Genomic DNA, 13393 nt, shown 5'->3' with positions numbered 1-13393 from the left:
TTGGGTTGAGCGATAAATGACTGTTGTTAAGATTGGTTTTTCAGCAAGCATTGAACGTTCAATTGCACTTTGAAGTCCAAGCACAGGCCAAAAGCCTGTGCTTTTTTTTAAACCAAATCAAAAATTTAAGAGACTGATATGACCACAAAAAATGCTGACATCGGCCTGGTGGGCCTCGCAGTGATGGGCCAAAACCTGGCCCTGAACATTGCCGATCACGGTTACACCATCGCGGTATACAACCGCGACCCGAAAAAAATGCTGAATTTTATTGAAGAGTGCAAGGCCAAGGAGCCATCGCATGAACGCGTAGTCGGCCACGCTGATCTGGCTTCTTTCGTGTTAAGTATCAAACGTCCACGCAAAATTGTGTTACTGGTAAAAGCCGGTAGCGCCACCGATGTGACTATCAATGCTTTATTGCCTTTCCTGGAGCAGGGTGACATTATTATTGATGGCGGTAATGCTTTGTGGACAGACACTATCCGCCGCGAAAAAGAGCTGGCCGCTAAAGGCATTGAGTTCATTGGTTCAGGTGTTTCAGGCGGTGAAACCGGTGCCCGTTTCGGTCCTTCATTGATGCCATCCGGCACACGCAAGGCTTGGTCCAGCCTGGAGCCAATCTGGCGTGATATCGCCGCGAAGGTAGACCCGGTGACTGGCACACCTATGGAAGGTGGCGAGCCAGGCAAGCCTGTAGAAGGCGGTTTCTCCTGTGCGGAATATATTGGCCCTGACGGTGCCGGTCACTACGTTAAAATGGTGCACAACGGTATCGAATACATCGATATGCAATTGATCTGCGAAGCCTACTGGTTGATGAAAAACCTGCTGGGTATGCCAGCAGATGAAATCGGTAAGGTATTTGCGGAATGGAACAAGGGCGAGTTGTCCAGCTTCCTGATTGAAATCACGGCAGATATCCTGCAACAGAGAGATCCGGGGGGTAAAGGCTTCCTGGTCGATAATATCCTGGATACTGCGGGCCAGAAAGGTACCGGTCAATGGACAGCTGCCAACGCCTTGGAACTGGGCGCACCTGCAAACGCGATTGCCGCTGCTGTGTATGCGCGGGCATTATCCAGCCTCAAAGAAGAGCGTGTGGAAGCGAGCCGCATTCTGAAAGGTCCGGAGATTGTTAAGGAAACTGACAAGCCAGCGATTATTGAAGCGATTAAGAATGCATTGTATTGCTCCAAAATTTGCGCTTACGCGCAGGGTTTCCAACTGATTGATAAAGCACAAGTGGCTTACAACTGGAAACTCAACTTTGGTGAAATCGCGCAAATCTGGCGTGGTGGTTGTATTATCCGCGCGCGCTTCCTGCAAAAAATTACCGATGCCTATGCATTGAATTCACGCCTGAAAAACCTAATGCTGGACCCATACTTCACGAATGCAATGAATGAAGGCCAGGCAGGCTGGCGTAAGGTGATTGCACTGGCAGTGACCAATGGTATTCCTGCACAAGGGTTTGCTGCGGCGTTGGCCTATTACGATGGCTACAGAAGTGCTGACTTGCCTGCTAACCTGTTACAAGGCCAGCGTGACTTCTTCGGCGCACATACCTATGAGCGTAAAGATCATCCACGCGGTCAATTCTTCCATCTGGACTGGCCGGAACAAGGTCGTCCTGAATTGGTGATTGAGTAATTTCTGGTAATTAAATCTGATGTGTGGATGCCGCTTTGGCATCTGTGCGTTGGTCAGGCAGAAAATAAAAAGATGGCTAGATGCCATCTTTTTTGTCTTTATCTGTTAGCAGCAGAAAAATGAATATTGCAACTGCACTAATCAATCATTTATTTCGTTAATCAATTTTCGCATGGCACAGATAAAACGTTGACCCACCCTGGGTCACGGTCGAGCGTGTGTTAAAGCTTTAAACGCAATCGCAACTGGATTCCAGAAAACGATGTAACTCGAGAATGGCTTTTTTATGTTCCTGAGCTTTAAGCGAAGCTTTTGAAGCACTCACATCAGCAGCAGTATTTAAGCCTGGTGAATAAATTTCGTCCGTTAAAAAATGAATAGACGAAGCTTGTTGGTAAGACTCTACAATTTGCATTTCAATTTTCCTTTTGGGATTCAATATTTCCATTACGACATAACGAATTTTGTTCGTCGTGTCTGTGGCGACAAAATTAACAAAAAGTTCCTGATTGAGCAAAGGGTTAAACGTTAAAGTGCCCAATTTGGTCCAATTGCGATGCTGTATTTGCGCCGCTACAACATCAAAGCAAACATGATGCCATGTTTGCTTAGTTTAACGCACAGCCATGACCATTGGATGACAACCTAAAACAGCGCTTAAAAACTAAAAGCCAAATGCGTCAATATTTCGTAAAATAACGGCTGGATAAATACAAAATGAAGAGTGGGATGCAAATTCTTGTCAATGGTAAAGCCATGCAATTGCCATCGGAGGCGATGACAGTGCTGGCACTGGTTGAACATATGCAATTGGTTGGCAAGCGCATTGCCATCGAACGTAACGGTGATATTGTGCCGCGCAGCCAGTTCCCTGAGGTGCAACTGCAAGGGGACGACAGGCTGGAGATTGTTGGCGCGGTTGGCGGCGGTTGAATCATCTGCAACCAAAATAGCATTTGCTAATCCTATCCCTGTTACAGAAACAAGATTTTTTTGAGAATAAATACATGAGTGATGCACTGGTAATTGCCGGTAAAAGTTATGAATCCCGCCTGCTGGTAGGGACTGGTAAATATAAAGACTTTGCGGAAACCCGCGCGGCGATTGATGCCAGCGGTACCGAAATTGTGACTGTTGCCATCCGTCGCACTAATATCGGCCAGAATGCCAATGAGCCTTCGTTGCTGGATTATCTGCCGCCTACCGAATTTACTTATCTGCCGAACACGGCAGGCTGTTATAGTGCTGATGACGCGGTGCGTACGTTGCGCCTGGCGCGTGAGCTGCTGGACGATCACCGCCTGGTCAAGCTTGAAGTGCTCGGTGACCCGAATACTTTATATCCTAACGTAACAGAAACGATTGCAGCTGCCAAAGTATTGGTGAAAGAAGGATTTGAAGTCATGGTGTACACCTCGGATGATCCGATTATTGCCAAACAGCTTGAAGACATCGGCTGTGTTGCAGTGATGCCGCTGGCGTCACTGATTGGTTCCGGGATGGGGATTTTGAATCCATGGAACCTGCAGATCATCATTGAAAACGCCAAGATTCCTGTGCTGGTGGATGCTGGCGTAGGCTGTGCCTCTGATGCCGCGATAGCTATGGAATTAGGTTGTGCCGGGGTGCTGATGAATACCGCAATTGCCGCTGCGCGAGACCCGGTGCTGATGGCCGGTGCCATGAAAAAGGCAGTGGAAGCCGGGCGCGAATCATTCCTGGCTGGGCGTATGGCGAAAAAGCTGTATTCCGCCAGCCCAAGTTCACCTACTACCGGCATGATTGGGTAAACCGTGGAAGATAACGAATTATATGCATGCGAGGTTTCGGTCATCACCGAGTATCTGCACGATCAATCGTCCCCTGAAGCCGGGCAATATGTTTATGCATATACCGTCACTATCCGGAATACCGGAAAAACACCGGCGCAACTGATCAGCAGACACTGGGTGATCACCGATGCCATGCAGCAGGTGCGCGAAGTCAAAGGCCTGGGCGTGATTGGCGAGCAGCCATTGCTGGCACCTGATGCTGAATACAAATATACCAGCAGCGTGATGTTTAATACGCCGAGTGGCGAAATGTACGGTACTTACCAGATGGTGGCGATTGATGGTCACTGGTTTGAAGTGGATATCCCGACTTTCTGGCTGCATCAGGCGGCAGGTTTACATTAAGGCTGACGCTCATACATGCGTGAGCTAGTCATGAAAAGATTCAAGTGAAATTAATTGATGTGTTTTTAGCAAGAAAAATCAGCGCAAGTAAATCAGGCCTGTTGTTGATATCTGTTTTGATGGCCTTTGGGCTGGCTGGTTGCCAATCGGCTGCGCCTATCCCTCCCAAAAAATCTGCATCCAAACCATCGGTGACTACGACGGCTGAAAAGCCTGACCTAGCCACACAAAGCAGCCGTCCGGTGCCAACTTCACCTTATGCATTATTAACGCCAGCGAGCTGGACAGAGATGCCAGGCGTGGATAACGAGAACTGGGTTACCAGTTGGGCAGCATGGTTGCAAAGCTGCCAGGGATTAAGGAAAAAATCTGATTGGCAAGCCGTATGCGCTGCGGCACCGACCGTCAAAAGTGATGATGCCAATGCGATCAAGGCTTACTGGCAGCAGTATTTCAATGTCTATGCTACACAGCAAGTCGAAGGCACCCAGCAGGGGCTGATTACTGGGTATTACCAGCCGGTATTAAAAGGCGCTAGAGCAGCCAGTGAGCGTTATCCTGTTCCATTGTATAAAGTGCCCACAGACCTGATTACGGTCAATCTTTCGAATTTATTCCCTGACCTTAAATACAAGCGCGTGCGTGGTCGTGTACAGGGGCAAACACTGGTGCCTTATTACACCCGTACCCAAATTGAGCAGCAACAGTCGCCATTGCTGGGCAATGAATTGTTGTGGGTGAATGACGCTGTGGAAGCATTCTTCCTGCAGGTGCAAGGTTCAGGCATTGTCGAGCTGGAAAGTGGCGAGCGTATCCCTGTTGGTTATGCCGACCAAAACGGACATCCTTACCAGTCTATCGGTAAAGTGCTGGTCGAGCGCGGCGAGCTCACTGCCAGCGAAGCCTCCATGCAAGGCATTAAAACCTGGGGGCAACAGCATCCGGATCAATTGCAGGGCTTGCTAAATGCCAACCCCAGTTATGTATTTTTTAAATTATTACCTACAGGCTTATCAGGCCCGCTCGGTGCGCTCGGCGTGCCATTAACACCTGCCCGCAGTATTGCGGTAGACCCGTTTTATATTCCATTGGGTGCCCCTGTATACATGGCAACGACTTACCCTTACCCGAATTCGGATGCTCTGCTGCAACAACTAATGGTGGCGCAAGATACAGGCGGTGCCATCAAAGGTGGTGTGCGTGCCGATATTTATTGGGGTGACGGCGAAGCTGCCGGTAAACTGGCAGGCGCGATGCGGCAGCAAGGGCAATTGTGGGTGTGGTTGCCTAAAACCTTTAAACTGCCCCAACAGTGACCTAGATGCAACGCGTTCATTATCGCAATGACGCCCGCTGGCACGCTAAGTTGATAATCAGGAGCGCCTTGCGTCCATGGTTGCAAGAGCGCGGTTCATTGACTGCCAAGTTAAAAGAGAAGTATGCGGATTTTTCTGTGCAGCCTTACCATGAAGCATGGGGCAAGCCGCATGTCGATGAGCGACAACTATTGCGATTACCAGCCGATACCCAAACATGGGTGCGCGAAGTATGGCTGATGGGCGGCGGGCAACCACGCGTGTTTGCACATAGCGTGATTGCGCGCAAAGATTTGCGAGGTTCATGGTATGGCCTGCGCAAAATGGGAAGGTTACCATTGGGGGCCGCTTTGTTTGCTAATCCTAAAGTTAAGCGTGGCGCTTTGCATTTTAGAAAACTCACTCCTGCGCACGCTCTTTACAAAGCAGTGTCAAAAAAATTAACGCTCAAGACAAACCACCCATTATGGGCGCGCCGTTCATTATTTTGCCTGCAACGCCATCACTTACTGGTCACTGAAGTTTTTCTGCCAAGCCTGTTAACGAATACCGATAATGGATTAAAAGAATAATGTTGTCGTTTGCCAAATGGAATGCTTACTATCGCCTGACACGGCTGGATAAACCCATTGGTATCTGGTTATTGATGTGGCCAACTTTATGGGGTTTGCTGATTGCCGGACAAGGGCAACCTGATTTGCATTTAGTGGCTGTCTTTGTTTTAGGCACTATCCTTATGCGCTCGGCGGGTTGCGCACTCAATGATATTGCGGACCGGCATTGGGACGGTGCAGTAGCACGTACGCAGGCAAGGCCATTGGCAACCGGCGAAATTTCTGTCAAAGAAGCTTATCTGGTGGCCGTCATCCTGGCACTGATTGCTTTTGCGCTAGTCTGCACCCTGGGCTGGAAAGTAGTGGCATGGTCGGTGCCCGCATTATTTCTTGCCATCAGTTATCCCTATACCAAACGTTTCCTGGCCATACCGCAGGCTTATCTCGGGCTGGCATTTGGCTTCGGTATTCCGATGACATTTGTTGCTTTGCAAGGGCAGGTGCCAGCGGTGGCATGGTGGTTATTGCTGGCCAATATGTTCTGGTCCATTGCCTATGATACGGCTTATGCCATGGTAGACCGTGCAGATGATCTTAAGATTGGTATACGCTCGTCAGCCATTACCTTCGGGCGCTTTGATGTGATTGCAATCATGGGCTGTTTTACTGTCATGATGCTGATCCTGGCAGCTGTTGCGATATATGCGGGTTTCGCATGGTCCTTCTGGCTGGGCTGGTTGTTGGCGAGTGTATTGATTGCGCGACAATACAAGCTCATCAGCAAGCGCGATCCACAACAGTGTTTTAAGGCTTTTCTGGATAATGTCTGGATAGGCGCTGCCTTAACCGCAGGGTTTGCAGGGGCTTACTGGTTAGGCTGATTTGCGTGCCGTTGAAGGCTCATCCAGCTCGAAGGTGAAATCGGTCCAGTACTGGAATGGCGTTTGGTCGACTGGTGCCAGTACATAAATATCACCTGAGAGTTTTTGCAATTCACGCAAATTATCACTCATCGATTCTGCATCCGCAGTGGTCTTGACCGTTGGCTGTACCGTAGGCAGATTCTGGGTCTGGCAAGCCACTTCTTTAAGCATCATCAACTCTTCAAACACACTGCGTTCAAATCCCATGCGCGGTACCAGGCGCGTGTTGTATACCAGGTCGTCAATCAGCGAAATCACCTGTGGCGTACCCCAGGTCTGTTGCAAAGCTTTCATGATGCGAGGATAGGATTCTATTCCCTGCTGTTTAAGGTCGGGACTGCGCTCCACGCTAAGGTTGAAATGTTTCCTGCAGTCCGCGGCCACAATATCAAACTCTTGTTGCTTATCCTCTTTGGATAATAAATCGAGTAGATAAAGCCACATCCACGGTGAACATTTAGGGTGGCGCGCCAGGTGCTGCTGCAAATGCTCAATCGCCTGATTAGCGCGGCCATGGGTAAATAGCCGGGAAGCGTCCTGCATCACTGCATTAGTATTCTGCTGAGAACTGATTCTCTGCGGTGTGCTAGCCGGTGACACCGCATCATCATTCGCATGTAGCGGAACAGATTGCAGTCTGTTCGTCGACTGGTTTGTTGGCTGATAAGGAGATTGTGTATGAGGTGCCGCCTGCTGAGTTCTGGCAGATATATCTGCAGGTTGACTGTGGCCAGGCTGTGCAGGATTGCTAGTTTTGTCTTTAGTTTTCTCGCGCACTTTGGATGTTTTAGGGATCGCTGCATATCGACGCAGCCAATCGGCGAAGAAATAGCCGCTGACGATTAATGCCAGGCTCAGTGTCAATACCAGCGTACGCAACAAGTGATTTTCATTTTGCAGTTGGGTTAGCTGGCTTTTTAATGTCATTAATATATTTGCTTGAGCAAGATTGCTGGCATAAAGCGTGTCGGATTTTTTCTGTAATTGTTTAAAGTCGACTTGAAGTGCGTTAATTTGTTGCTGCAATGCATTGTAAGTATCTAGTGGAACATCCGGAGATATCATGGTCGGCGGTGAAATTATCTCAGTCTGCACAGAAGGTGTGTCAGCAATGGTTTCTGCTGTTGCAGGTTGCAAAGGTATAGTCTCAGTGGTCACTTTATTGGTGGAAACTGGCGGTGAAACAGTGACAGTATTATCGGCCTGGATACTTAAAGTTTGGCTGCTATGCTGGCAGTGATCAATAAGGGTAAGTTTTAGTGGTGCGGAAATCGGGCTGTTTGACCACAACATGATGCTACCTTGCTGATTGCTCAAGGTGGTGTATTCGAGTTGGATAGGGTCAGGTGAAGGTGGTTGTTGCAGGGTGAAGCAGCTTAGGTCTGTACTCGATTGTGCGTTATATATTCTGAATTGCGCGAGAAACGGTTCATTCAACCCAGATTCGATGCTGAGTGTATTTAACTCGGCGGCATTTGAAACGGACGCCAAACCGAGAAAAAATAAAGAGATAAGTCGCAACCGGTGAAAAGCTGCGAAGCGTCTGCTTTGTGTATGCGTGTTGCAAAAAAGCATGATGCAAATGTTTATTTTTAAATTGAAGCTTGCTTGGAAACACAATGAATGGCCTAATATAACACTTGACCGTATAAAACCCCTAGATATCAAGGGGAATTGATCATAAACTAGGTTTATTTTCCGTTAATTTGCATAATTGACACGAGAAAAAACAATGTTGGTCAAATACACGCGTGAAAGATGCGATCCGGCGTAACCGTCAATTCTTTTTCGGATTAATTCGTTGACAAGCTTTCTCAAGCTGGCTTATAATCCGCCCTCTTAATTTACACGCTATAACTCGGTAGTTATAAAATGAAAACATTTTCAGCAAAATCGCATGAAGTACAACGTGATTGGTTCGTGATCGACGCCACAGATTTAGTCTTGGGTCGTTTGGCCAGTGCTATTGCTCACCGCCTGCGTGGTAAGCATAAAGCTATTTACACACCGCACGTAGACACCGGTGACTATATCGTTGTCGTCAATGCAGACAAAATTAAAGTGACCGGCAACAAGGCTGGCGGTAAATTGTATCACCGCCACTCCGGTTACCCAGGTGGTATCACAACCACTACATTCTCTAAAATGCAAGACCGTTTCCCAGGTCGTGCGTTGGAAAAAGCAGTAAAAGGCATGTTACCAAAAGGTCCTTTGGGCTATGCCATGATCAAGAAAATGAAAGTGTATGCCGGTGACAAGCACGAGCACATTGCTCAGCAACCGCAAACATTAACTATCTAAATACAGACGATTAGGATAAAGCATGATCGGTAAATACAACTATGGCACAGGCCGCCGCAAAAGCTCAGTGGCACGTGTGTTCATTAAGTCCGGTAGTGGCAACATCGTAGTGAACGACAAGCCAGTTGACGTTTATTTCTCACGCGAAACATCTCGCATGATTCTGCGTCAACCACTGGAATTAACAAATAACACAGCGACATTTGACATTTTGGTCAATGTGCACGGTGGTGGTGAGTCCGGTCAAGCTGGTGCTGTGCGTCATGGCATTACTCGCGCATTGATCGACTACGATACAGCGTTGAAGAGCGCTTTGTCTCACGCTGGTTTCGTTACCCGTGATGCTCGCGAAGTTGAACGTAAAAAAGTCGGCCTGCGCAAAGCACGTCGCCGGAAGCAGTTCTCCAAACGTTAATTTCACGTTTGTTACAAGAGAGTTGTGCAAAAAGGTCGCGTTGGCGGCCTTTTTCATTTATTGTTTTATTTTTCTCTGCATGAATCGCAAGTTTGGTTGAAGTCTATGGAAAAGATTAAAGTCGGCATTGTCGGTGGCACCGGATATACAGGTGTTGAATTATTGCGTTTGCTGGCACGGCATCCGCAAGTGCAATTGCAGGTCATTACATCCCGTGGTGAAGCTGGCTTGCCGGTGGCTGATATGTTTCCAAGCTTGCGGGGTGTGGTTGATTTAACCTTTAGCGATCCCACTACCATTGATTTAAGCCAATGCGATGTCGTATTTTTTGCTACCCCGCATGGAGTGGCAATGAGCCAGGCACCAGCGTTAGTCGCGGCAGGTGTGAAGGTTATTGATCTGGCGGCGGACTTCCGCCTGCAGGATGCAGCAGAGTTTGAAAAATGGTACAAACTGCCGCATAGCTGTACCGATATATTGGAACAATCGGTGTACGGTCTGCCGGAGTTATATGCAGATGAAGTTGCACACGCGCAAGTCATCGGTAATCCAGGCTGTTATCCAACTACGGTTTTGTTGGGTCTGTCCCCATTACTGCAAAATGGCTGGATTGATTTTTCTGCACCAATTATTGCAGATGCCAAATCTGGGGTATCAGGTGCGGGCAGAAAAGCCGAAGTCAGCACTTTATTCTCCGAAGCCAGTGATAACCTCAAAGCCTACGGTGTGGCCGGGCATAGGCATCACCCGGAAATTCTGGCGCAATTGAAGAAACTCTCGGGCAATGATGCGGTCAACCTAATCTTTGTACCACATCTGATCCCGATGATTCGCGGTATGTTGACGACCCTGCATGTGAAGCTGAATGCAGAAGGCGCCAAGCATGCATTGCAAGCAGTGTATGAGCAGCATTACCAGGATGATTATTTTGTGGATATCATGCCTGCAGGTGCTTTGCCTGAAACACGTTCAGTGCGCGGCTCTAATTTTTTGCGGGTGGCTTTATATCCACAGGCAAATGATTATGTGACGATCATTGTCGTGCAAGATAATTTGGTGAAAGGCGCTTCAGGCCAGGCAGTTCAGAATATGAACATCATGTTTGGATTGGCGTCAGATACAGGTTTGCAAGTGTTGCCATTATTGCCATAATGATAAGACCCATACGTAGAAGACTCAGGAACCATTTTGGATTAACAGCCAAGCAAGTCGCAGTGCGTTCACACAGGCCTTGGTATTTTCAGGGTACACTGGCTGTCATCAACTTGTTGCTTGGTTTCGCACTGGCTTACTGGGCACTGCATGATGATAATAGTCAGTATGTCCGCGAACGCCTGCGTCAGGTGACTTCAGAAAATATTGAGTTTCAGAAAAAATTAATTGCTTCGCAACGTGAGTTACAGGTGGAACTGGCTACCAGCAATAATCTAGCAAAAACGCTCACGGCCCAGCAAGATGAAAACATCAAACTGAAAGAAGAACTGGTGTTTTACAAGAAAATTACCAAGCGTTAAGTGTGTGCATAATATTTGCTTGTATCGGTTCTAGAAACAAGCACGCATTCAGAATAATTGATTCGGAACAGGAAATGCCATGTTTTTCAAAAAAAGCGTTCATATCGACAGCCATATTGATACACTAGTCGGCCACGAAACACAGATTCAAGGCAATATGCACTTCGCTGGCGGCTTGCGGGTAGATGGCCAGATAGCCGGAAACCTGATTGAAAAACGAGAGCACCCGAGCACGCTCATTATCAGTGAGAATGGCGCGATTACAGGGGCAGTAGAAGCATCGAAGATTGTGTTGAACGGGATTATCCGCGGGCCGGTGAAATCCTCGGTATTTATAGAATTGCAAAGCAAGGCACGGATTGTGGGTGATTTGTACTACAAGTCATTGGAAATGCATACCGGCGCAGTGATTGAAGGCAAGTTGATTTACCTCGGAGAACAACCACCCGAAGTGGCTGTACCAGAATTAACTTGAAATATTTAATTTCGCCGCCATATTGAGTTTGAGAGTTTGACAGGAGTCTATGATGACCGCAGAAGCTATGATTGATATTGAAATGCCAACCCCATTGGTATTTACCGATAATGCCGCCAAAAAGGTGAAAGAACTGATTGATGAGGAAGGCACGCCCGACCTCAAGTTACGCGTATTTGTAAGCGGTGGTGGCTGCTCCGGCTTTCAATACGGCTTTACCTTTGAAGAAGAGGTGAATGACGACGACACGCAAGTGGATAAAGATGGCGTCACTTTATTGATTGACCCGATGAGCCTGCAGTATCTGGCAGGGGCGGAAATTGATTATACGGATAGCCTGCAAGGGTCCCAGTTTGTGATTCGTAACCCGAATGCCACGACGACGTGTGGTTGTGGTAGTTCTTTCTCAGTCTAATCAGAGATTTATAAAAAGCCGGGCATGCCCGGCTTTTTATTTTGATAAACGCTGCGATGTAGACAGACATCGTGTCGCAGCCTCCACTCCTTGTGCAAAAGCTTCTTCAAAGATTGAAATGCCTGCAGCATCAGTGTGCGCAATATGCAAACGTGGATAGCGCGTCTGATTATTAAGCCGCAGGCGTTGGTTGTCCGATAGGAAACCAGGACGTGGAGAAGTCATGGCATGTCCCCAGCGCCAGATGTCCATATGGGTGATTGCCTGTGCAATGTGCGGATGGGCGTGCTGTAAATCCTGTGTCACCTGCTTGCTAAGCGCTTGCCATGTTTGTGTATACAATTGTTTACGAGCGCTGCTGCTATCTCTTAGTGTAACCGCATGATAATAGGTGATGACAGATTGTGCTGGGTGTTGCTGCAGGTTTTGGTGGTTGGCCACCACATATCCTAACCCTGCACTGTCATACAGCACATTGTCCCAGGCTGTTGGCAGGTTGGCGTTTAATATATCTGCATTGTTCAGGCTGATGTTTGCTACAAGCCATGGCGCATGCTGGATACTACGGGCTGCCTGTGCAATATCAGCGGCGTTGCGCAGTACGTAAGGCAGCGTGTGGGCAGGTGAAGCATAAATGACCTGGTCAGTCAGCCAACGCGTTGTCTGCTGCGTGTTTAGATCCAGCACATCCAGTGTCACCCCATGCTTTTCCAATGTGATGGAATGGGCCAGCTGCCGTGTGTGTGTATGTGCTTGTTGTTTGCTCGCCAGCTGGCCGGCCAGCCACGCGTTGCCTTGCGGCCACGTCAGTACCTGATCCGTTTCAGCATTGGCAGCCTGCCCGCGGCGCGAGGCAAAGTAATGGATGCCAGCCCAGGCGGAGATCTGCCCGGCGGGGACACCGTAATCATCTCGGCAGGCATAATTGACATACCAGTGCAGGGGCTTGCTATGCCAGCCCTGCTCAAGCAGATAGTCAGACATGTTGATTTTATCGAGTGCCTGGAATTCAGAATCGGTGGAAGAGCTGTTTAGCGGAATAGCAAAGGCTGGCTTGCCATCTTTACCGCGCGCTTGCCTGAAATACTGCATCTGCTGTTCAAACGCGTTTATATCAGCATGTTCTTGCTTTGTCAGACCGTGAGTCGGCCGCAAACCTTCCTGCCACTGGCCGTGAATGTATAGCCTTTCCTGTGGCGCATAACACAGATAACGCTCATGGTACTGCGGCCGCTCACTGTCATAGCCACTGACAATGACGCCGGTTTCTGCCAGTAACTGTTTGAGTAACAGGTTTTCATGGTTAGGCACCGGCAGATAATGTGCCCCCCATGGATAAGGGCTGATGCTGTTGCGGCCGCTACGGGCGTTACCACCGACTGCGGCCTCCAGTTCCAGTAACGTAAAGTCATGCATGCCTTGTGATTGCAAGTGCCATGCAGCGGATAAACCGCTGATGCCGCCACCGACTATTACCACCTTGCTGCGTTTGGTTTGCGTAAAAACTGGAAAATCGCCTTTGACCAAAGCATGGCCAGCGACATGATCAGGCCCCAGTAGATCGCCGCTGTAGGTGATGCCTGTGCTACGCTGACAGTGCATCAATAAAGGGCTGGCGGCCATGCTCAGCAAGAAGGTACGTCTATCCAT

Annotated in this window: 16 protein-coding genes; 13 read left to right on the top strand and 3 right to left on the bottom strand. The window is 48.5% G+C overall.

Features of this window, described 5'->3' with window-relative positions; genetic code table 11:
• Positions 1-138 precede the first annotated feature (138 nt).
• Positions 139-1653: an NADP-dependent phosphogluconate dehydrogenase gene (gndA, locus tag LPA26_RS13350; RefSeq protein ID WP_055828887.1), complete on the top strand. Its 1515-nt coding sequence runs from the start codon at positions 139-141 to the stop codon at positions 1651-1653.
• Between the two features lie 229 nt (positions 1654-1882).
• On the opposite strand, the gene LPA26_RS13345 is transcribed toward gndA, so the two are convergent.
• Positions 1883-2068, bottom strand: a complete 186-nt coding sequence (locus LPA26_RS13345) for a hypothetical protein (RefSeq protein WP_055828884.1) — start codon at positions 2066-2068, stop codon at positions 1883-1885.
• Between the two features lie 314 nt (positions 2069-2382).
• Between LPA26_RS13345 and thiS the strand changes: the two genes are divergently transcribed.
• The 6 genes from thiS to ubiA all read left to right on the top strand — a co-directional run bounded on the left by thiS (position 2383) and on the right by ubiA (position 6581).
• On the top strand, positions 2383-2586 hold the full coding sequence (gene thiS / locus LPA26_RS13340) for a sulfur carrier protein ThiS (protein WP_229008712.1): 204 nt from the start codon (positions 2383-2385) through the stop codon (positions 2584-2586).
• A 74-nt stretch (positions 2587-2660) separates the two neighbouring features.
• Positions 2661-3443 carry a thiazole synthase gene (locus LPA26_RS13335; RefSeq protein ID WP_055872176.1) on the top strand — a complete coding sequence of 261 codons (783 nt, stop codon included), beginning with the start codon at positions 2661-2663 and terminating at the stop codon, positions 3441-3443.
• 3 nt (positions 3444-3446) lie between these two features.
• A complete protein-coding gene (apaG, locus tag LPA26_RS13330) occupies positions 3447-3830 on the top strand; it encodes a Co2+/Mg2+ efflux protein ApaG (protein WP_229008711.1) in 384 nt (127 codons plus the stop codon).
• A 119-nt stretch (positions 3831-3949) separates the two neighbouring features.
• Positions 3950-5146, top strand: a complete 1197-nt coding sequence (locus tag LPA26_RS13325; RefSeq protein WP_370634383.1) for a murein transglycosylase A — start codon at positions 3950-3952, stop codon at positions 5144-5146.
• A gap of 5 nt (positions 5147-5151) precedes the next feature.
• Positions 5152-5718 (top strand): chorismate lyase, encoded by a 567-nt coding sequence (locus tag LPA26_RS13320; RefSeq protein WP_229008709.1) that lies wholly within the window; start codon positions 5152-5154, stop codon positions 5716-5718.
• Positions 5718-6581, top strand: coding sequence for a 4-hydroxybenzoate octaprenyltransferase (gene ubiA / locus LPA26_RS13315; protein ID WP_229008708.1), 864 nt, complete (start codon positions 5718-5720; stop codon positions 6579-6581). The genes LPA26_RS13320 and ubiA overlap by 1 nt, the downstream gene beginning before the upstream one ends.
• Here ubiA and LPA26_RS13310 read toward each other — a convergent pair.
• Entirely contained in the window at positions 6573-8198 is a 1626-nt protein-coding gene (locus LPA26_RS13310; RefSeq protein WP_229008707.1) for a FimV family protein, read from the bottom strand. The two genes, ubiA and LPA26_RS13310, sit on opposite strands and share 9 nt — an antisense overlap.
• A gap of 297 nt (positions 8199-8495) precedes the next feature.
• On the opposite strand from LPA26_RS13310, the gene rplM reads away from it, so the two are divergent.
• The 6 genes from rplM (at position 8496) to erpA (ending at position 11743) form a co-directional block, all read left to right on the top strand.
• Positions 8496-8924: a 50S ribosomal protein L13 gene (gene rplM, locus LPA26_RS13305; protein WP_055828872.1), complete on the top strand. Its 429-nt coding sequence runs from the start codon at positions 8496-8498 to the stop codon at positions 8922-8924.
• Positions 8925-8946: 22 nt separating this feature from the next.
• Positions 8947-9339, top strand: coding sequence for a 30S ribosomal protein S9 (gene rpsI / locus LPA26_RS13300; protein WP_055828869.1), 393 nt, complete (start codon positions 8947-8949; stop codon positions 9337-9339).
• Between the two features lie 105 nt (positions 9340-9444).
• A complete protein-coding gene (gene argC / locus LPA26_RS13295; RefSeq protein ID WP_229008706.1) occupies positions 9445-10491 on the top strand; it encodes an N-acetyl-gamma-glutamyl-phosphate reductase in 1047 nt (348 codons plus the stop codon).
• A gap of 62 nt (positions 10492-10553) precedes the next feature.
• The gene (locus LPA26_RS13290; protein WP_229008705.1) at positions 10554-10853 is read left to right on the top strand and encodes a hypothetical protein; all 300 of its coding nucleotides are present in this window, start codon (positions 10554-10556) and stop codon (positions 10851-10853) included.
• A gap of 79 nt (positions 10854-10932) precedes the next feature.
• Positions 10933-11328, top strand: a complete 396-nt coding sequence (locus LPA26_RS13285; protein WP_055828864.1) for a polymer-forming cytoskeletal protein — start codon at positions 10933-10935, stop codon at positions 11326-11328.
• Between the two features lie 52 nt (positions 11329-11380).
• Positions 11381-11743, top strand: a complete 363-nt coding sequence (gene erpA / locus LPA26_RS13280; RefSeq protein WP_055828861.1) for an iron-sulfur cluster insertion protein ErpA — start codon at positions 11381-11383, stop codon at positions 11741-11743.
• A gap of 36 nt (positions 11744-11779) precedes the next feature.
• On the opposite strand, the gene LPA26_RS13275 is transcribed toward erpA, so the two are convergent.
• Positions 11780-13393 carry an FAD-dependent oxidoreductase gene (locus LPA26_RS13275; protein ID WP_229008704.1) on the bottom strand — a complete coding sequence of 538 codons (1614 nt, stop codon included), beginning with the start codon at positions 13391-13393 and terminating at the stop codon, positions 11780-11782.

This window comes from Methylophilus sp. Leaf408 (assembly GCF_916856905.1).
Classification (GTDB): domain Bacteria; phylum Pseudomonadota; class Gammaproteobacteria; order Burkholderiales; family Methylophilaceae; genus Methylophilus.
Note: the sequence above shows the minus strand (reverse complement) of the source record. Positions and strands in the feature narration are given on the sequence as shown.